Raw genomic sequence first — 18765 nt, 5'->3', positions numbered from 1 at the left:
CCTCGGTCTCGGCCTTGGATTCTACGGACTCGCGGGGCCGCGGAGGCTTCCTCGAGCGGGTGGTCGGTGCGGCGTCGGCCACGCCGCCGAGCAGGTAGCGTCCGAGAACGGCGGGGCGGCGGGCGGACCGCCGACGCGTCCGGCGAGGAGGCCCCATGAGCGACGCGGTGACGGTGGTCTGGGACGACGCCCTGCTCGGCTACACGATGGGCGGCGAGCACCCGCTGCACCCGGTGCGCCTGGACCTGACGATGCGGCTGGCCGACTCCCTCGGCGTCCTGTCCGCCGACCGGATCGACGTCGTGCAGCCCACGCCCGCCGACGTCGAGCTGCTCACGCTCGTCCACGACCCGGCCTACCTGGAGGCGGTGAAGCGGGCACCGGCCGACCCCGACGTCGGCCACGGCCTGGGCACCCCCGACAACCCGATCTTCGACGGCATGTACGACGCCGCGGCGCTGATCGCCGGCGGCAGCGTGCTCGCCGCCCGGCTGGTGCACGAGGGCCGCGCCGAGCACGCGGTGAACATCTCCGGCGGGCTGCACCACGCGATGCGCGACCGCGCCTCCGGCTTCTGCGTCTTCAACGACGCCGCGATCGCCATCGCCTGGCTGCTGCGGCAGGGCTACGAGCGGATCGCCTACGTCGACGTCGACGTCCACCACGGCGACGGCGTGCAGGCGGCGTTCTACGACGACCCGCGGGTGCTCACCGTGAGCGTCCACCAGACCCCGCTCACCCTGTTCCCCGGCACCGGGTTCCCCGAGGAGACCGGCGACCCCCAGCGGGCGCTCGGCAGCGCGGTCAACCTCGCCCTGCCCAACGGCACCGACGACTCGGGCTGGCTGCGCGCGTTCAGCGCCGTCGTCCCCAGCGTGCTGCGGTCCTTCCAGCCGCAGGTCCTCGTCAGCCAGTGCGGGTGCGACGCCCACCACGAGGACCCGCTGGCCGACCTCGCGCTCACCGTCGACGGCCAGCGGGCCAGCTACCGGCTGATGCACGACCTGGCGCACCAGCTGTGCGACGGTCGCTGGGTGGCGCTCGGCGGCGGGGGCTACGGCCTGGTCCGCTGCGTCCCCCGCGCCTGGACCCACCTGCTGGCGGTCGCCGGCGGCGTGCCGCTCGACCCGGCCACCGAGATCCCCGAGTCCTGGCGCGAGGACGTCGCCGGCCGGGGGCTGCGCGCCCGCCCGCCGACGCACATGACCGAGGGCGGCTGGACCGGCTTCTCGCACTGGGACGCCTTCAGCGAGACCCGCGTGGACCGGGCGATCCTGCGAGCCCGCCGCGCCGCCTTCCCCTACTTCGGCCTCGACCCGGACGACCCCCGTGACTGAGCAGACCGCCACCCCGCCCGCCGCCACCCCGCCCGCCGCCGACGCGGCGCCGCCCGCGCCGCCGCCGGCCCACTGGGAGGCCGACGTCATTGCCGCCGACGGCGGCACCGTCCACCTGCGTCCGATCTGCCCCGAGGACGCCGGCGGCCTGGTCGGGCTGATGGAGCGCAGCTCCGACCAGACCCGCTACTACCGCTTCTTCGGCCCCATGAAGAAGCTCTCCGACCGCGACCTGCACCGCTTCACCCACGTCGACCACGTCGACCGGGTGGCCCTGGTGCTGCTGCTCGGCGGCGACCTCATCGGGGTGGGCCGCTACGACCGGCTGCCCGGCACCGACGAGGCCGAGGTGGCCTTCCTGATCGAGGACGCCCACCAGGGCCGCGGGCTCGGCTCGGTGCTGCTCGAGCACCTCGCCGCCGCCGCCCGCGAGCGCGGCGTCACCAAGTTCGTCGCCGAGGTGCTGGCCCAGAACAGCCGGATGGTGCGGGTCTTCCTCGACGCCGGCTACGAGCCCCGCCGCGAGTACGAGGACGGCGTGGTCCACCTGACGTTCCCGATCGCGCAGACCGAGACGGCGCTGGCCGTGGCCTACGAGCGCGAGCAGCGCAGCGAGTCGCGGTCGATCGGCCGGCTGCTCACCCCGTCCTCGGTCGCCGTGGTCGGGGCCAGCAACGACGAGGGCAAGCTGGGCAACGTCCTGCTGCGCAACCTGCTCGGGCACGGCTTCGACGGGCCCGTCTACCCGGTCAACCCGGGGGTCCGGCACGTGCGCGGGGTGCCGGCCTACGCCGACGTCGAGGCGATCCCCGACGACGTCGACCTGGCCGTCATCGCGGTCCCCGCCGAGCAGGTCGCCGGCGTCGTCGAGGGCTGCCGGCGCAAGCGGGTCCGCGGCCTGGTGGTGGTGTCCGGCGGCTTCGGGGAGTCGGGCGACGACGGGCGGATCGCCCAGCGCAACCTCGTCACCGCCGCGCGGGCCTCGGGCATGCGGGTGGTCGGGCCGAACTGCCTCGGCGTGGTCAACACCGACCCCGCGGTCCGGCTGAACGCCAGCCTCGCGCCGATGGTGCCCGGCCGCGGCCGGGTCGGGTTCTTCGCCCAGTCCGGCGCGCTCGGCGTGGCCCTGCTCGAGCGGGCCCGCAGCCGCGGCATCGGGCTGTCCACCTTCGTCTCGGCGGGCAACCGCGCCGACGTCAGCGGCAACGACCTGCTGCAGTACTGGGCCACCGACCCCAGCACCGAGGTCGTGCTGCTGCACCTGGAGAGCTTCGGCAACCCGCGCAAGTTCGCCCGCCTGGCCCGTCGGGTGGGCCGCACCAAGCCCGTGGTCGCGGTCAAGAGCGGCCGGCACGTGGGCATGGCCCCGGGCCTGGCCGGCACGTCGGTGCAGGTGCCCGAGCAGTCGGTGGCCGCGCTGTTCGCCTCGGCCGGCGTCATCCGCGTCGAGACCGTCGCCCAGCTGTTCGACGTCGGCACGCTGCTGGCGCACCAGCCGCTGCCCGGGGGCCGCCGGGTGGCCGTCGTCGGCAACTCCACCGCGCTCGGGGTGCTGGTCGCCGACGCCGTCCTCGAGGAGGGCCTCCAGCTGGCCGACGGCTACCCGGTCGACACCGGCACCAGCGCCGGGCCGGCGGTCTTCCGGGCGGCGCTGCAGGCGGCCGTCGACGACGACGGCGTCGACTCGGTGGTCGCCGTCTACCTCCCGCCGCAGATCCGGGGCGCCGAGGCGGTCGGCGCCGCGCTGCGCGAGGTCTCCAGCGGGTCGGCGAAGCCGGTCGTGGCGACGTTCCTCTCTAGCGAGGGCATCCCGGCCGAGCTCGCCGTCGTCGACGAGGAGGGCATGCCCGCCCGCGGGTCGGTGCCGTCGTTCTCCACCCCCGAGCGGGCGGTGATCGCCCTGGCCAAGGTGACCGAGTACGCCCGCTGGCGGCAGCGGCCGGTCGGCCAGATCCCCGACCTGGCCGACCTCGACGAGGCGGCGGCCCGCGCGGTCGTGCGCGGCGTGCTGGCCGAGGGCCCGGCCGGCCGCGACCTCACCGACGACGAGGCGCTGGCCGTCCTCGGCGCCTACGGCATCCCGCTGCTGCGCAGCCGGCGGGCGGCCACCGCGGAGGAGGCGGTCGCCGCCGCGGAGGAGATCGGCTACCCCGTCGTCCTCAAGTCCACCGCGCCGTGGCTGCGCGACCGCACCGACCTCGGCGGCATCCGCCTCGACCTCAAGGACGCCGACGACGTCCGCGCCGCGCACGCCGCCATCCCGGCCGGCGACCCGGTGATCGTCCAGGAGATGGCCGCGCCCGGCGTGGCGACGGTGGTCGGGATCGTCGACGACCCCTCGTTCGGCGCCCTGGTCAGCTTCGGGCTCGGGGGAGTGGCCACCGACCTGCTCGGCGACCGCGCCTACCGCACGCTGCCGCTGACCGACCTCGACGCCGCCGAGCTCGTGCGCGAGCCGCGCGCCTTCCCGCTGCTGGACGGCTACCGCGGCTCCGAGCCGGTCGACACCGCCGCCCTCGAGGACCTGCTGCTGCGGGTGGCGCGGCTGGCCGACGACCTGCCCGAGGTGCTCGCGCTCACCCTGGAGCCCGTGATCGTCGGGCCGGCCAACCCCTGGCACGGCGGCCGCTCCCTGGTGGTGGCCGGCGGCGGGATCCGGGTCGGTCCGCCGTCCGGCCGCGTCGACCAGGGCCCGCGCCGCCTGCGCAACCCGGTGTGAGGGATCAGCGCGGCGCGGCCACCAGGTGGCAGCGCAGCGGTGCGGCGACCCCGCCCGACGGTTCGGTGAACGGCGCCAGCACCGCCCGGCTGCGCCGCAGGATGCCCGCGCGCACGTCGGCGCTGATCCGCGCGCCCAGCGGCGACCCGTCGATCTCGACGGCCGCCAGCTCCTCGGGCGAGCCGAACGCCGCCGTGCCCAGCCGGGTCGTGACGGTCGCGCCGGGCAGGCCCGCGGCCGTGAACGCGCGCACCAGCTCGCCGGCGTCCCCGCACGACCAGTAGCTGCCCAGGAGCGACCGCGCCGCCGGGCCGGCGACGTCCACCGCCAGCTCGACGAACGGACCGTACGCCGGCTGGTCGCGCAGCGCGGCCGGCACGCACACCGCGACCGTGCCCCCGGGCCGCGCCACCCTGGCCATCTCCCGCAGCGCCCCCACCCGGTCGGGGAAGAACATGAGCGCCATCTGGCACAGGACGACGTCGAAGGCGCCGTCGGCGAACGGCAGGTCGCCGGCGTCGCCCTGCCGCCACTCCAGGTCCGGCCGGACCCGGCGGGCGACGGCGAGCATCGCGGGGTTGAGGTCGACGCCCACGACCCGGCCGTCCGGTCCGAGCCGTGCGGCCACCTCCCGCGCGACGACGCCCGTGCCGCAGGCCACGTCCAGCACTGCCTGACCGGGCCGGACGCCGGCCACGTCGGCCAGCAGCGGCGCCCACTCCGCGAAGATCGCCGGGACGAACCGCGCCTCGTACAGCTCGGCGGCCTCGGCCGGCACCTGGAACGTCTCCGTGGACATCGCACCCTCCTCGACTCCGCCCCCGCCGGCCGAGGATGGCGACGCCCGCCGCCGGGCACATCGGTGCGCGCACCCATCCGCGCACCCGCGCGCCGAGCGGGCTCCCCGCGGCGGCGCCGGTGGCATGCTCGGCGCATGGCGGCGGAGCCGGTGCTCCTGTCCGACGGCGAGGCGGCCCTCGAGCGCGGCGACTGGGCGGCGGCCCGCGGCGTGTTCGCCGGTGCCCTGCGGCAGCGGGACTCGCCGGACGCCTGGTACGGCCTGGCCCGCGCCGAGGAGTGGGCCGGCGACTTCGCCTCCGCCGTCCGGTCCTACGAACGGGCCTTCGCCGGGTACCGCGCCCGCGGGGAGGTCCGCCGGCCCGCCCTGATCGCCGGTCGGGAGCTGGCGTTCCTGCACGCCGCGGTCCACGGCAACGGGACCGCCGCGGGTGGCTGGCTCGCCCGCGCGCGCAGCCTCGCCGCCGAGGCCGGCGACTGCCCCGAGCGGGGCTGGGTCGAGCTGGCCGAGGCCATGGCCACCGAGGAGCCGGCGGCCGTCGCCGGCCACGCGCGCGCCGCCATCGCGCTCGCCCGCCGGTGCGCCGACGCCGACCTGGCGTTCTGCGCGCTCGCCTACGCGGGGGCGGCCCTGGTGCTGGACGGCCGGATCGCCGACGGCATGCGCCGGCTCGACGAGGCCGTCGTGGCCGCCGCGAGCGGGGAGGTGCGCGACCACCTCGTGGTCGGCGAGATCTACTGCAAGATGCTGGTCTGCTGCGAGGCGGTGCTCGACGTGCGCCGGGCGCAGGAGTGGGCCGCCGTCGCCGACACCGCCGGCCGCGCCTCGCACGACCTGTGGATCCCGGCGATCTGCCGGATGCACCGCGGCGGCGTCCTCACCGCGGCCGGCAGGTGGGCGGAGGCCGAGGCCGACCTCACCGCCTCGCTGCGGCTCTACGACACGGGCTTGCGGGCGCTGCGGGCAGGGGCCGCGGCGCGGCTGGCCGACCTGCGGGTCCGGCAGGGCCGCCCGGAGGAGGCAGCGGCGCTGCTGGACGGCGCCGAGGGTGACCGCCGCGCCGCCGTCCCGCTCGCCCGGCTGCACCTCGCGCTGGAGCGGGCCGAGCTCGCCGCGACCGTGCTCCGCCGGGCGCTCGACGACCTCCCGGCGGAGGTGCTCGGGTGGGAAGAGCTCGGCCTGCTGGCCGAGCTGCACGCCGCGGCGGGCCGCTCGGCCGAGGCCGGGGCCCTCGTCGCCCGGCTGCGGTCGCTCGCGGCGCGCACCGGGCTGGCGCACGTGCAGGCCCGCGCCGACCTGGCCTGCGGCCTGGTGCTGGCGGGCGAGGGGGCCGACGGTGCGGTCGCGCACCTGGAGGCGGCCCTGCGCCGGTTCACCCGGGCCGGCCTGCCGTGGGATGCGGCACGCTGCCGGGTCGCGCTCGGCACGGCGCTGGCCCGGACCTCGCCCGAGGTGGCCGCGGCCGAGTGGTCCGCGGCCTGGCAGGTCTTCCGCGACCTCGGTGCCGGCCCCGACGCGGACCGGGTCGCCGGCCTGCTGCGCCGGCTGGGCGTGCGCACCGGGCCGCCGCCGCGCATCCCGGGGCCGCTGACCCGGCGCGAGCGGGAGGTCCTCGAGCTGCTCGCCGCGGGGCTGTCCAACGGCGAGATCGCCGGCTGGCTGTTCCTCAGCAAGCGGACCGTCGAGCACCACGTCGGCAGCGTGTTCGCCAAGCTCGGCGTCACCAGCCGCACGCAGGCGGCCCTGCAGACGCGACGAGCCGGGCCCCTTCCGGGGCCCGGCTCGTCAGCGGCCCCCTGAGGGGCCCCGCTCAGGCGAGGTAGTCGCGCAGGGCGTCGGCGCGCTGCGGGTCGCGCAGCTTGGCCATCGTCTCGCGCTCGATCTGCCGCACCCGCTCGCGGGAGAGGCCGAACTGCTTGCCGATCTGCTCCAGCGTCCGGGGCTGGTTGCCCTCGAGGCCGAACCGGAGGACGACGACGTCGCGCTCCCGCTCCTCCAGGGTGTCGAGCACCTTGCGGACGTCGCCCTTCATCATCTGGAAGGCGACGGCGTCCTCGGCCACCGCGGCGTCGGCGTCCTCGATGAAGTCACCGAGGCGGGACTCCTCGTCGGCACCGACCGTCTGGTCGAGGCTGACCAGGTCGCGGCTGTACTCGAGCAGCTCGGTGATCCGCTCCTCGGGCATGTCCAGCTCGAGGCCCAGCTCCTCGGCGGTGGGCTCGCGCTCCAGCTCCTGGTGCATCCGGCGACGGGTGCGCACCACCTTGTTGACCTGCTCGGCCAGGTGGACGGGCAGCCGGATGGTGCGGCCGGAGTCGGCCATGGCCCGGGTGATGGCCTGGCGGATCCACCACGTGGCGTAGGTGGAGAACTTGAAGCCCTTGGTGTAGTCGAACTTCTCGACCGCGCGGATCAGACCGACGTTGCCCTCCTGGATCAGGTCCAGGAACGTCATGCCGTGGCCGGTGTAGCGCTTGGCCACCGAGACGACCAGGCGCAGGTTCGCCTCGAGCAGGTGCGCCTTCGCGGCCTTCCCGTCCATGGCGAGGGCCCGGTAGTCGCGCTGCAGGGCAGGCGTCAGCTTCTTCTCGGCCAGCAGCCGCTCGGCGTAGAGCCCGGCCTCGATGCGCTTGGCCAGCTCCACCTCCTGCTCGGCGGTCAGCAGCGCGGTCTTGCCGATGGTGTTGAGGTACACGCGCACCAGGTCGGTCGACACCAGGCCGGTGGTGTCGGACTCCCGGCGCGGCGGGCGCACCTCGAGGGTGTCGTTGGGGGAAGACTGCAACAGGGTCACGGTGGGTCTTCGTCCTTGCCTTCTGGTCGGATGCATGTCCCCGCGCCGTCGCAGGATCATCCGCTCGTCGTGGTCCCCGGACCTGGGATCGCCGGGCCCGGTACCTGGCTCTCGCTTCCGGTGTGGTACGCCGAGTCCAACGGCGGCCACCGCCCCCGGTGTTCCACGGGGGCGTGAATCACAGGGAAACCACAGGCGTGGGTTCCGTCACGGGGGTGATACCCGTGTGATTCCGCCCTCAACGTCCGATGTCGGGGGTTTCTTCCCTACGTCTCGAGCAGCAGGGTCATCGGCCCGTCGTTCACCGAGCTGACCTGCATCGCGGCGCGGAACACGCCCGTGGCCACCGGCGCGCCGCGGCGGCGCAGCTCCGCGACCACCTCGTCGACCAGCGGCCCGGCCACCTCGGCGGGCGCGGCGCCGTCCCAGGAGGGACGGCGGCCCTTGCGGGTGTCGGCGTGGAGCGTGAACTGGCTCACCACGAGCACGGGCAGGCCCAGGTCGGCCGCCGAGCGGGCGCCGTCGTCGGTGGGGAACACCCGCAGCTCGTGGACCTTGCGGGCGAGCGACCGGGCGCGGTCGGCGTCGTCGTCGCGGCCGGCGCCGACCAGCGCGAGCAGCCCGCGCCCGATCTCGCCGACGACCTCGCCGTCCACCGTCACGGCGGCGGAGAGGACCCGGGTGACCACGGCGCGCACCACCGCATCCTCCCCCGGCGCCGGCGGGGGCACGCGGACCGGCCGGTCGGGGCCTCCCGCCTGCGCACCACCCGCCCCGGCGCTCCGCTCCGGCGCGGCAGAATCCTGCCCGTGCCGACCCTCACCCTGACCCAGGACGCCGCCGCCGACGAGCTGCTCGGCCGCGACCCGCTCGCGCTGCTCCTCGGCATGCTGTTCGACCAGCAGTTCCCGATGGAGCGCGCCTTCGCCGGGCCGCGCCTGCTGGCCGACCGGCTCGGCGTCGACACGCTCGACGCCGCGGCGCTGGCCGCCGAGGACCCGGAGAGGCTGGCGAAGCTGTTCCAGGGGCCGCCCGCGGTCCACCGCTACCCGGGCTCGATGGCCGCGCGCACCCAGGAGGTCTGCCGGCTGCTGGTCGAGCGCTACGACGGCCGGGCGGAGAACCTGTGGGCCGACGCCCCGGACGGCGCCACCCTCCTGGAGCGGGTCGGGGAGCTACCGGGCTTCGGCGCACAGAAGTCGAAGATCTTCGTCGCGCTGCTCGGCAAGCAGTACGGCGTCACCCCGCCCGGCTGGCGGGAGGCCGCCGGCGCCTACGGCGAGGAGGGCTCGCGGCGGTCGGTCGCCGACATCGCCGGGCCCGAGTCGCTGGCCGAGGTCCGCGCCTTCAAGCAGGCGCAGAAGCAGGCCGCGAAGGCCGCCCGGTCGGGCGCCTGACCGACGCGGGGAGGCACCTGCACGGACCCGCTCGCGGTGGCACGATGGGCCCTGCGAGCCGGACCCGTCGGCGTGGAGCCCTCACGCGACCGGCCGGCGGAGGGATGGCTGCCGTGGCCTCGAGCCGAGAGTCCGCACGGTCGAACCGGGCCGAGCCGGTCCTGATCACCGACGCCCGACCGAGCCAGTTCGACGAGTACGCCGCCCGCAAGAAGCGTTACGTCCTCACCATGGGCGTCCGCGCGCTGAGCATCGTGGCCGCGGCCGTCGTCTACACCGCCACCCAGCTCCTCTGGCTGGTGCTGCTGCTGGCGATCCTGGGCACCGTCCTGCCGTGGATCGCCGTCGTCATGGCCAACGACGGCCCGCCCAAGAGCAAGCAGCACGTGAACCGCTACCGGCCCGAGCGGACGCTCGAGACACCGGACCTCAAGGCCATCGAGGGCTCGCGGGTCATCGACCACTAGCGGGCACCCGGCCGCGCGACCACCCGCGCGGCCAGCGCCAGGCCCGCGTCCAGCGCGGTCGCCGGGTCGCCGTCGGGGTCGGCCAGCCAGACCGACAGCAGGCCCGCGGCGAACGCGTCGCCGGCCCCGGTCGTGTCCACCACCGTCGCGGGGTGCGCCGGGCGGTGCACGACCCGCGCGCCCGAGGCCCAGAGCGCGCCCTCGGCGCCCAGGCTCACCGCCGCGCAGCGGTGCCGGCCGGCCAGCGCCCGCGCCGCGGCGGTCACGTCGGCGCAGCCGGTGAGCAGCAGCGCCTCCTCGGCGTTGGGCAGCACCACCGTCGCGCCGGCGGTGTCGGCCAGCCACCGGTCCACCCCGTAGCGGCGCAGCGGGCCGGTGGACGCGGGATCCACCGAGACCGTGGCCCCGGCCTCGACGGCCGCGGCCAGCGCCGCCAGCCCCGCGGTCCGCGGGCGGTCGTCGAGCAGCGTGTACCCGGACAGGTGCAGGTGGCCGCCGGCGGGCAGCGGCGGGACGTCCTCCGGGCGCAGCGCCAGGTTGGCGCCGCGGTCGGCGAGCATGCTGCGCTGCCCGTCGGGCTCGACCAGGCTGACGATCGTGCCGGTCGGCAGGCCGGGCACGACGCGCAGCACCGGCGCCACGCCCGCGGCGCCGAGCTCGGCGGCGAGCGCCGTCCCGGCCGGGTCGTCGCCGACGCAGCCGGCGAACACCACCGGCACACCGAGCCGCGCGAGGTGGACCGCGACGTTGGCCCCGGCTCCGCCGCCGCGGGTGCGGATCGCCGCCGGCCGGTCCGACCCGGGTGCCGGGTCCCCGTCGAGGACGGCGACGACGTCGGTGGCGAGGTCGCCGACGACCAGCACCGGGCGCACGGCTCAGCCGGCCCGCAGCGCCGCGGCGATCCGCCCGGCCAGCTCGGCGTTGCGCAGCACCAGCCGCACGTTGACCTCCAGCGTCGCGCCGGCGCTGGCCCGGTGCAGGTGGTCGAGCACGAACGGGGTCACCGCCTTGCCGCGCACCCCGGCGGCCTCGGCCGCGGCCAGGGCGTCGGCGATCACCCGGTCGTGCAGCGCCGGGTCGAGCTGCTCGTCGTCGGGCAGCGGGTTGGCCACGACCACCGCGCCGTCCGCCAGCCCCCGGCGGGCGGCGAAGACGGCGGCGGCCTGCTCGGGGTCCTCCACCGACCAGTCCAGCGGCGAGCCGGAGTCGGCGACGTAGAAGCCGGGGAACGCCGTCGTCCGGTAGCCGACCACGGTCACCGACAGCGACTCCAGCCGCTCCAGGGTCGCCGGGACGTCGAGGATGGACTTCACGCCGGCGCAGACCACGACGATCGAGGTGCGGGCCAGCGCGCCGAGGTCCGCGGACTCGTCGAAGGTCTCCGCCGACTGCCGGTGCACGCCGCCCAGCCCGCCGGTGGCGAAGACCTCGATGCCGGCCCGGGCGGCCAGCAGCGCGGTGCTGGAGACCGTCGTCGCCCCGGACCAGCCCCGCGCCGCGGCCACCGGCAGGTCCCGGATGCCCAGCTTGGCCAGTCCCGGGTCACCGCACACCCGGTCCACCTCCTCGGGCGAGAGGCCCACGTGCGGCACGCCGTCGAGGACGGCGATCGTGGCCGGCACGGCCCCCCCGCGGCGGACGGCGGCCTCGACGTCGTCGGCGGCCCTGCGGTTTTCGGGGCGGGGCAGGCCGTGCGCGAGCAGGGTGCTCTCGAGGGCGACGACGGGGCGGCCGGCGCCGAGCGCCTCGGCCACCTCGGGGGAGAGGGCCACCTGGGGCGACCGATCGGTGCCGGGGATCGGGGAGGTCGGGTGCACGCTGCCATCATGGAGGTCGACGACCGAGCCCCGTGCCGCAGGGAGGCGCCATGAGCAGCACCGACATCCTCGAGAAGCCCGACGTCCGCGACCAGGACACCGACCAGCCGCCGGAGCTGTTCCACTACGTCCGCAAGAACAAGATCGCGGAGAGCGCGGTCATGGGGACGATGGTCGAGGCGCTCTGCGGCGAGGTGTTCCCGGTGACCAAGGCCCCGAAGCCCGGCAGCCCGGTCTGCCCCGCCTGCAAGGAGATCTACGAGTCCCTGCGGCCCTAGTCGCCGCCGAACCCCAGCTTCCTCGCCTCCGTCGCGAGCTTCGCCGCCCGTCGCGCGCGGCGGCGTCGCTCGTGGCGGCGCAGGGGCGCCGGCCAGCGCTGCTGGATGGTGGCGTTGAGCTCGGCGCCGAGCAGGATGCCCATGGCGAAGAAGAAGCAGAACAGCAGCGCCGCGATGGGGGTGGCCAGCGCGCCGTAGGGGAGCGCCGCGACCAGGATGTCGGCCACGTAGGTGCGCAGGACGACGGCGGCGAGCACGGAGAACCCCATCGCCAGCAGCGCGCCCGGCAGGTGCCGCCGCCACGGCAGCCGGCGCGGCAGCATGACGTGGTAGAAGCTGGTGAGCACCAGCACCAGGCCGACCACCACCAGCGGCCAGTAGACCGCGTTGATCAGCACGGTCGCCACGGGCCGCCAGCCGCCGGGCAGCAGGTTCACCAGCACCTCGCGGCCGAGCACCAGCAGCGGCAGCGTGAGGACGGCGACGACCAGGCCCACCACGAACAGCCACAGCGCCATCAGCCGGGTGGCGATCGGCCCGCGGACGTCGCGCTGGTCGTAGGCGATCACCGCGGTGTTGATGAACGTGGCGGTCGCCGAGGAGCCGGCCCACAGCGACAGCAGGAAGCCGACGCTGACCACGTCGAGCCGGCCGGAGTTCAGGATGTCGTTGAGGGTCGGCTCGACCAGCGAGTCCACCACGTCGGGGGTGAGCACCTCGGCCGAGGCGGTGAGCAGCCGGTCCTCGATCTCCTGCACCGACCCCGCACCGATGAACGTGCCGAGGTAGCCCAGGCTGCCGAGCAGCCCGATGAGCAGCGGCGGCACCGAGAGGATCTGCCAGAACGAGGCCTCGGCCGACAGCCCCAGGATGCGGTCCTGCCAGGCCTTGGCGGCCGTCCGCCCGGTCACCTGCAGCGGCGTGCGCATCCAGCCCGGCCAGCCGGCGAGGCGACCGCGGCCCGGGAGGTCGGCGGGGCCCGCCCCGGCGTCCTCCGCCGGGGTCGCCGGCGCGGCGGCGACCGGTTGCTCGGCCGGCACGTCGCCGCGCTCCGGGGGCGGTGCCTGGTCGGGCTCGTCCCCGGCCCGCGCCGGGGAACCGCTCGGCAGGACCGCGCTCACCTCCCCAGTGTGCACGCGCCGACCTGCGGGGGAGCCCGACCGGCCGCCGCGCGGCCGGTCGGTTCCCCCGCGGGAGGGACCGCTCAGCCGCCGGGCGTGGTGGCCGGCGGGGGAGTGGTGCCCTCCGGCGCGGCGGGCGGCACCGGCACGCAGCGGATGACGTCCTCGGCCGCGTAGTGGGTGTTGAACTCCTCCCGGCGGATCTCCGCGCCGGTGTTCAGGTCCTTGAACACCCGGGTGACGGTGATGTCGAAGCCGGTCGAGCCGGACTGCGGCGAGCAGTTGCCGTCGTCGGGCTTCTCGATCAGGCCGGGCTGGCGGATGTTGCGCCGGTCGCTGCTGATCGACTCGATCTCGTAGTGCCGGGTGCCCCAGAAGGTGACCGTGAGCGAGCCGGGGGTCCACTCGGTCTGCACGTAGATGCCGGTGTCGGTGTCGTTCTTCCAGACCAGGTCGATCTGGCCCTCGTACACCGTCGCCTCGCGGCCGGCCGGGTAGCGGCTGATGTAGAAGCTGTGCGGCTTGTGGTAGACGTCCTCGAGCCCGGCGAAGAAGACGGCGTTGAACATCGTCGTCGCGAACTGGCTCACCCCACCGCCGACGGCCTGGGTGATCTGGCCGCCGCTGATGACGCCGGCCGGCACGTAGCCCTGGGCGGTGCCGCGCGGGCCGGTGTAGGTGTTCAGGCTGAACGTCTCGCCCGGCCGGACGATCGCGCCGTCCACCTCCGCGGCCACGACGCGGATGTTCGTGCCGCTGGCCTGGCTGGTGAAGTTCGTGGTGAAGGTGCTGACCTGCTCCACGATCCCCAGCGACTGCGCCTGCTCGGTGGTGAAGTCGGCCGGCACCGGGCCCAGCTGCGCGGTCAGCGTGCGCGGCGCGGGCGCGGTGAGCACCGGCAGCAGCTGCTCGGCCAGGGCGGCCGGGGCCACGCCGGTGCCGTCGACCGACGGGACGACGCTGATGGTGTCGCCCTGCACCTGGAAGGTGGCGTCCTGGGCGGGGGTGCCGAACTCGCCGAGCTCCTCGCCCAGCTCCGCCGAGAGCGCGGCCGGGTCGAGGGAGACGGCGAGCGTGCCGTCCTCCTGGGGCGTGAAGCGCAGCGCGGCCGCGATCGCCGTCACCGGGATCTCCACCGAGGTCGCGCCGTCGTCGCTGACCAGCTCGACCGGCGCCGACAGCGCCGGGGTCACGGTCCCGTCGAGCACCCGCTGGGCCTCGGCGGTGCCGACGACGGGGCTGTCGACCTCGACCGGCAGCTCGATCTCCTCGGCGGGGTCGGCGCCCGAGGCGAGCGCGTCGGTGATCGCCGCGGCGGCGCCCTCCCGGTCCAGGGCCCGGCCGTCGACCGGCTCGACCAGGGACGGCGTGGTGCCGTCGAGGGCGATCGACGCCTCGACCGGGGCGACGTCGACCTGGCCGGCGATCGCCTCGACCTGCCCGGCCAGCGCCGTGTCGTCGACCTCGAGGACCGGCTCCACCTCGCGCTCGGTGAAGAAGGAGGTGAGCCGGGTCCACGGGTTCAGCGGCTGCTCGGTGGCGACGTCGACGGTGCCGTCGACGTCCAGCGCGATGCCGGCGGTGGCGGGGGAGAGGGTCGTGGAGAAGTCGTCGGCGACGACGGTGTGGTCGGCCGCGACGCGGGTGCCCAGCTCGTCGGTGAGCGTGCGGGCGGCGTCGGCGGGGGAGAGCCCGCCGACGTCGACGCCGGCCACCACCGTGTTGCGCAGGACGTCGCCGGAGGAGAGGAGCAGGTCGGCCCCGTAGGCGCCGCCGAGGACCGCGACCGCGGCGGCCGGGGCGAGGACCGCGGGGCGCCGCCACCACGCCCGGCGGGGCGTGCCGCCGGCGCCGTCCGCGCCGCTGCCGTCGCCACCGCCCCCGGCCGGCGGCCCACCCGGCGTGCCGGGGCCCGGCTCGGTGGGAAGCACCGTGGTGTCGTCGGCGGACGGCTCCGGGACGGCGGCCGCCGCGGGCGGGCGCTCGACGTAGCCGGGCAGCTGCTGGGTGGACCGGTCCTCGTCGGTCCCCGGCTCGGCCGGCGCCTCCGCGGGGGTGGTCGCGGCGGCAGGGGTCGGCTCCTCGGCGGGGGCCCGCTCCCCGGCGGGGGCCTGCTCCTCGGCGGGGGCCTGCTCCCCGGCGGGGGCCTGCTCCCCGGTGGGGGACGGCTCGGCAGCGGCCGGGGCCGCGGTGGCCTCGGGGGCGCCCCTCATCCAGTCCTTGGAGACCGGGCGCGTGTCGTCGGGCTGCTCGACGTAGGGCGGCGTCGGAGCGGCCGCGGACCCGGGGACCGGCTCGGTCGGCTGCGGACCGGCCGGGGCGGGGCGGCTGGCCACGGACGACTGGCCGTGCGCGGCCGGGGCGGCTCCGGTCGGCGGCGGGCTGCCGAGAGGACCGCCCGAGAGCCGGGTGGTCTCGTCGGGCGCGGCGCCCTGCTCGGCGGAGGCTTGCTGCTGCATGGCGGGGTCGTCCTCGGGTCGCCGTCGTTCGGGCGTCCCCGGAAACGACGGAGCCGCCGGCCCCTCGCCCGCACGGAGCGGGACGGAGGACGCGGCGGCATCGTCGGGAGAGAGCTTCATTGCGGCGCCAAGATAGCGCCTCTCTCACGTTGTGATGCGCTGCTCACCGTCAGTCTCGATGATGTCGACCGCGATGTCACGCAACTTGCTCTCGTACTCGCGGGCGTGGTGACCGCAGAAGACGAGGTCACTCCCGCTGGCGAGCACGACGCGCACCTTCGCCAGGGCGCCACAACGGTCACAGTGGAACGGCACGACCAGGTCGTCGGTGGGCGGGGTCGTCGTCAGCGTCTGGGTCATCTGGGTCATCACTCGCTCTCTACCGCACGGACCCGCGGCTGCGGATCGGCCTCCTGCACAGCGCCAGGATGGCCCCTCCCATTCCCGTCCCCGTCGTTTCGCTCCAGGACTCGCCGGGGGCGGGAACCGGAGGGACTCGAGGGGCGGGGTAGCAGGGGACGTCACTGGTGCGGTGCCGTACTCGGTCGTGCTGGTGGTGCAGTCGTGCTGGGTGGTGCATCACCGGCCGGCGGCCGGTGCGGTGTGTCCTCTGCTGGATCTGACGAGGTCCACGGTACGCGGCTTACCCGGGGCCGAGCGGCGTACACCGCCGCCATCGCGCGGACGGGTGAGATCGTGACCAACTCGTCACCTGCCGGTGCGCGGCCGGTGCCGGCCCGTGGGCAGGGGCCGGCGGCCCTGGTGGGGCCGGGCGGCGCCGCCGATACTGGCCGCGTGGTCCGGCCCGCCGTGCGGCAGGAACGCGTGTTCGCCGGTCGCCTGGACGAGCTCCGGGTGCTGGACGAGCTGGTCGACGACGGCTCCGGACGGGTGGGCTACCTGCACGGCATCGCCGGGATCGGCAAGTCGGCCCTGCTGCACCGGTTCCTCCGCTCCGCCCGGGACCGCGGGATCGCCGTCGTCGAGCTGGACTGCCGGACCGTGGAGCCCACCGAGCGGGGCCTGCTGCGCGCCGTCGGCGGCTGCCCGGACGTCGCGGGGCTGGTCGCCTCCCTGGGGCGGGGGCCGGCGGCCACCGTGCTGGCCCTGGACCACTGCGAGGCCTTCGGGCTCATGGACACGTGGCTGCGCCAGGTCCTCGCCCCGGCGCTGCCCGACGGGGTCACCCTGCTGCTGGCCGGCCGGGCACCGCCGCTGGCCGGCTGGTTCTCGGTGGAGGGGTTCCGCAGCCTGCCGCTCGGGCCGCTGGAGGAGGCCGACGCGCTCGGGCTGCTGGACCACCTCGGCGTGCCCGCCGGGGACGCGGCCCGGCTGAACCGGGTCGCCCGCGGGCACCCGCTGGCCCTCACCCTGGCCGCGGCGGGGGTAGCGGAGCACCCGCAGCTGGCCCTCGAGGACGCGGCCATGACCCGCGTCGTCGACGAGCTGGCACGGTCCTACCTCGACGCGGGCGACGCGCTGACCCGGCAGGCCCTCGAGGCGGCGTCGGTCGTCCGGCGCGCCACCGGACCGGTGCTGGCCGCGATGCTGCCCGGCACCGACGGGGACGCGGCCGTCGCGCGGCTGCTCGACCAGCCGTTCGTCGACACCTGCCGCGACGGGCTCGTCGTCCACGACGCGGTGCGGACCGCCATCGCGGGCCTGCTGCGCAGCGCCCAGCCGCAGCGGTACCTCGACCACCGGCGGGCGGCCTGGCGGGAGCTGCGGGCGCAGGCCCGGGGCGCCCCGCCCCAGGAGCTGTGGCGCTACACGGCGGACATGCTCTACCTCATCGACAACCCGGTCGTCCGGGAGGCGTTCTTCCCCAGCGGCACCCAGGCGATGGCCGTCGAGCCGGCCCGTCCCGGGGACGCCGCGGCCGTCCGGCGCATCGCGCGCCGGCACGACGGGCCCGGCGCCTCGGCCGTCCTCGAGCGGTGGTGGGAGGTCGCGCCGGACAGCTTCTCCGTCGTCCGCGACCGGCACGGCGAGGTCGCGGCGTTCTTCACCCTGCTCGACGGACGGCGGCTGCGCGCCGGCACGGTCGCGGACGACCCGGTGCTGGCCGCATGGGTGCGCGACCTGCGCGACCGCCCGCTGCCCCGGGGGCAGGTGGCGCTGGGGCTGCGCCGGTGGCTGGACGCCGAGCACGGCGAGTCGCCGTGCGCGTCGCAGGCCGCGTGCTGGCTCGACGTCAAGCGCACCTACCTGGCCCTGCGGCCGGCGCTGCGGCGGATGTACGTCGTCGTCCGCGACGTGCCGACGTACTGGCCGGTGGTCCGGGAGCTGGGCTTCCGCCCGGTGCCGCACGGGGACGTGGAGCTCGAGGGGGTGCGCTTCGGCAGCGTCGCGCTCGACTTCGGCCCGGACTCGGTGGACGGCTGGCTGGCCGCGCTCGTCGGCACGCAGCTCGGGCTGGACCGGGGGCAGCAGCTCGACGAGGACACCCGGGAGCTGATCGTCCAGGGCGGGCCGCGGACCCTGACGCCGCTGGAGTTCCGGCTGTTCCGCCACCTCTCCGGTCGCGCCGGCCGGCCCGTCACGCGGGCGGAGCTGCTCCGCGAGGTCTGGGACACCGACTTCACCGGCGGCAGCAACGTGGTGGACGCGGTGGTGCGGACGCTGCGGGCCAAGCTCGGCGCCGAGGCCGACGTCGTGGAGACCGTCCGGGGGGCCGGCTACCGGCTGCGCGCCGACTGGCGCGACCACCTGAGCTGACGGGGGAGCCCCTCGCCTCGCCGGCCCGGGATGGCGCCCCGGACGGGGCCGTCGGCTCTCATCGAAGTCTCATCCGGCGGTCATCCTCGCCGCACGAGGGCGCCCTAGCGTCGGCGGCGCCCGCCCGTGGGACGGGCGGCGCTCACCGTCAGGCCCCACCGTCAGGGAGGCGGAGATGCCCCGGACAGACGTGACCAGGTCCAAGGTCCTGGCGCTCGGGGTCGGCGCCCTGCTCGCGCCCGTGGTGGCGTGCGGCACCGCCGACGTCGAGCCCGACACCCGCTCGGCGGAGGAGCCCGCCACGAGTTCCGCCGCGCCGGCCCCGCCGGCGCCGCTGCCCCCGGCCACGCCCCCGGCCCTGACCTCGGAGCTGCTGGCCCGCGGGGCCGCGGGCGAGTTCGCCGTCGAGGAGGCGGGGGTCGACCTGCGGGGCGAGCAGCCCACCGACGTGGCCGTGGTCCGGGCCACCCTGGCGCCGCAGAGCTCCCTCCCGTGGCACGAGCACCCGGGGCCGTCGATGGTCGTCGTCCAGAGCGGGACGCTCCGCCTGGTCCAGCCCGTGCACGGGGGCGGCCACGGCTGCACCGAGGAGACCTTCGGGCCGGGGACGGCGTTCGTCCACCGGGCGGAGGCGCACGCCTTCGCCAACGACCGCCCGGAGCCGGTGGTGTTCTACATCACCTACTTCGTGCCGGAGGGCGCCAGCCCGGCACCCGTGCCCGTCGACCCGCCTCCCGGCTGCTGACGGACGCCGCACGCGGGGGGGGGGGGGGGGGGGGGGGGGGGGGGGGGGGGGGGGGGGGGGGGGGGGGGCCGCCCGCGGGCGGGGGGGGGGGGGGGGGGGGGGGGGGGGGGGGGG

At 76.4% G+C, this 18765-nt stretch carries 16 protein-coding genes; 8 read left to right on the top strand and 8 right to left on the bottom strand.

Annotation, left to right across the window (positions count from 1 at the left end; all coding sequences use genetic code 11):
- Window positions 1-155: 155 nt before the first annotated feature.
- Together ACI78S_RS04595 and ACI78S_RS04590 are read left to right on the top strand one after the other, a co-directional pair.
- Complete coding sequence (locus ACI78S_RS04595) at window positions 156-1337, top strand: acetoin utilization protein AcuC (RefSeq protein WP_456971040.1); 1182 nt, start codon at window positions 156-158, stop codon at window positions 1335-1337.
- Window positions 1330-4056 carry a bifunctional acetate--CoA ligase family protein/GNAT family N-acetyltransferase gene (locus ACI78S_RS04590; protein ID WP_456971039.1) on the top strand — a complete coding sequence of 909 codons (2727 nt, stop codon included), beginning with the start codon at window positions 1330-1332 and terminating at the stop codon, window positions 4054-4056. Before ACI78S_RS04595 ends, ACI78S_RS04590 begins: the two co-directional genes overlap by 8 nt.
- 4 nt (window positions 4057-4060) lie before the next feature.
- Here ACI78S_RS04590 and ACI78S_RS04585 read toward each other — a convergent pair whose 3' ends face one another.
- Complete coding sequence (locus ACI78S_RS04585; protein WP_456971038.1) at window positions 4061-4855, bottom strand: methyltransferase domain-containing protein; 795 nt, start codon at window positions 4853-4855, stop codon at window positions 4061-4063.
- Window positions 4856-4990: 135 nt separating this feature from the next.
- Here ACI78S_RS04585 and ACI78S_RS04580 point away from each other — a divergent pair, with 135 nt between their 5' ends.
- The gene (locus ACI78S_RS04580) at window positions 4991-6655 is read left to right on the top strand and encodes a LuxR C-terminal-related transcriptional regulator (protein WP_456971037.1); all 1665 of its coding nucleotides are present in this window, start codon (window positions 4991-4993) and stop codon (window positions 6653-6655) included.
- 10 nt (window positions 6656-6665) lie between these two features.
- On the opposite strand, the gene sigB is transcribed toward ACI78S_RS04580, so the two are convergent.
- Window positions 6666-7649: an RNA polymerase sigma factor SigB gene (gene sigB / locus ACI78S_RS04575; RefSeq protein ID WP_456971036.1), complete on the bottom strand. Its 984-nt coding sequence runs from the start codon at window positions 7647-7649 to the stop codon at window positions 6666-6668.
- 266 nt (window positions 7650-7915) lie between these two features.
- A complete protein-coding gene (gene dtd, locus ACI78S_RS04570; RefSeq protein WP_456971034.1) occupies window positions 7916-8347 on the bottom strand; it encodes a D-aminoacyl-tRNA deacylase in 432 nt (143 codons plus the stop codon).
- Between the two features lie 111 nt (window positions 8348-8458).
- On the opposite strand from dtd, the gene ACI78S_RS04565 reads away from it, so the two are divergent.
- Entirely contained in the window at window positions 8459-9046 is a 588-nt protein-coding gene (locus ACI78S_RS04565; RefSeq protein WP_456971033.1) for an HhH-GPD-type base excision DNA repair protein, read from the top strand.
- A 113-nt stretch (window positions 9047-9159) separates the two neighbouring features.
- Window positions 9160-9513, top strand: coding sequence for a DUF3099 domain-containing protein (locus ACI78S_RS04560; protein WP_456971032.1), 354 nt, complete (start codon window positions 9160-9162; stop codon window positions 9511-9513).
- Here the strand turns inward: ACI78S_RS04560 and ACI78S_RS04555 are convergent.
- Together ACI78S_RS04555 and ACI78S_RS04550 are read right to left on the bottom strand one after the other, a co-directional pair.
- Window positions 9510-10385, bottom strand: coding sequence for a carbohydrate kinase family protein (locus tag ACI78S_RS04555; protein ID WP_456971031.1), 876 nt, complete (start codon window positions 10383-10385; stop codon window positions 9510-9512). The two genes, ACI78S_RS04560 and ACI78S_RS04555, sit on opposite strands and share 4 nt — an antisense overlap.
- A gap of 3 nt (window positions 10386-10388) precedes the next feature.
- Complete coding sequence (locus tag ACI78S_RS04550) at window positions 10389-11330, bottom strand: pseudouridine-5'-phosphate glycosidase (protein ID WP_456971030.1); 942 nt, start codon at window positions 11328-11330, stop codon at window positions 10389-10391.
- Window positions 11331-11380: 50 nt separating this feature from the next.
- Here ACI78S_RS04550 and ACI78S_RS04545 point away from each other — a divergent pair, with 50 nt between their 5' ends.
- Window positions 11381-11608, top strand: coding sequence for a DUF3039 domain-containing protein (locus ACI78S_RS04545; protein ID WP_456971029.1), 228 nt, complete (start codon window positions 11381-11383; stop codon window positions 11606-11608).
- Here the strand turns inward: ACI78S_RS04545 and ACI78S_RS04540 are convergent.
- The 3 genes from ACI78S_RS04540 to ACI78S_RS04530 all read right to left on the bottom strand — a co-directional run bounded on the left by ACI78S_RS04540 (window position 11605) and on the right by ACI78S_RS04530 (window position 15557).
- Window positions 11605-12729 carry a YihY/virulence factor BrkB family protein gene (locus tag ACI78S_RS04540; protein WP_456971028.1) on the bottom strand — a complete coding sequence of 375 codons (1125 nt, stop codon included), beginning with the start codon at window positions 12727-12729 and terminating at the stop codon, window positions 11605-11607. The two genes, ACI78S_RS04545 and ACI78S_RS04540, sit on opposite strands and share 4 nt — an antisense overlap.
- Before the next feature lie 83 nt (window positions 12730-12812).
- Window positions 12813-15188 carry a VanW family protein gene (locus tag ACI78S_RS04535; RefSeq protein WP_456971027.1) on the bottom strand — a complete coding sequence of 792 codons (2376 nt, stop codon included), beginning with the start codon at window positions 15186-15188 and terminating at the stop codon, window positions 12813-12815.
- A 144-nt stretch (window positions 15189-15332) separates the two neighbouring features.
- Complete coding sequence (locus ACI78S_RS04530; protein ID WP_456971025.1) at window positions 15333-15557, bottom strand: DUF7455 domain-containing protein; 225 nt, start codon at window positions 15555-15557, stop codon at window positions 15333-15335.
- Window positions 15558-15983: 426 nt separating this feature from the next.
- Here ACI78S_RS04530 and ACI78S_RS04525 point away from each other — a divergent pair, with 426 nt between their 5' ends.
- Window positions 15984-17906, top strand: a complete 1923-nt coding sequence (locus ACI78S_RS04525; RefSeq protein WP_456971024.1) for a winged helix-turn-helix domain-containing protein — start codon at window positions 15984-15986, stop codon at window positions 17904-17906.
- A 175-nt stretch (window positions 17907-18081) separates the two neighbouring features.
- Window positions 18082-18651 (top strand): hypothetical protein, encoded by a 570-nt coding sequence (locus ACI78S_RS04520; RefSeq protein ID WP_456971023.1) that lies wholly within the window; start codon window positions 18082-18084, stop codon window positions 18649-18651.
- Window positions 18652-18765 lie beyond the last annotated feature (114 nt).

Source organism: Geodermatophilus sp. SYSU D00815 (genome assembly GCF_054050035.1).
This window is presented reverse-complemented; position numbering and strand designations above follow the sequence as displayed.

Coding starts and splice junctions, on each gene's coding strand:
- ACI78S_RS04595 (WP_456971040.1), top strand. CDS start 156: ATGAGCGACGCGGTGACGGTGGTCTGGGACGACGCCCTGCTCGGCTAC.
- ACI78S_RS04585 (WP_456971038.1), bottom strand. CDS start 4,855: ATGTCCACGGAGACGTTCCAGGTGCCGGCCGAGGCCGCCGAGCTGTAC.
- ACI78S_RS04580 (WP_456971037.1), top strand. CDS start 4,991: ATGGCGGCGGAGCCGGTGCTCCTGTCCGACGGCGAGGCGGCCCTCGAG.
- ACI78S_RS04545 (WP_456971029.1), top strand. CDS start 11,381: ATGAGCAGCACCGACATCCTCGAGAAGCCCGACGTCCGCGACCAGGAC.
- ACI78S_RS04535 (WP_456971027.1), bottom strand. CDS start 15,188: ATGCAGCAGCAAGCCTCCGCCGAGCAGGGCGCCGCGCCCGACGAGACC.
- ACI78S_RS04530 (WP_456971025.1), bottom strand. CDS start 15,557: ATGACCCAGATGACCCAGACGCTGACGACGACCCCGCCCACCGACGAC.
- ACI78S_RS04520 (WP_456971023.1), top strand. CDS start 18,082: ATGCCCCGGACAGACGTGACCAGGTCCAAGGTCCTGGCGCTCGGGGTC.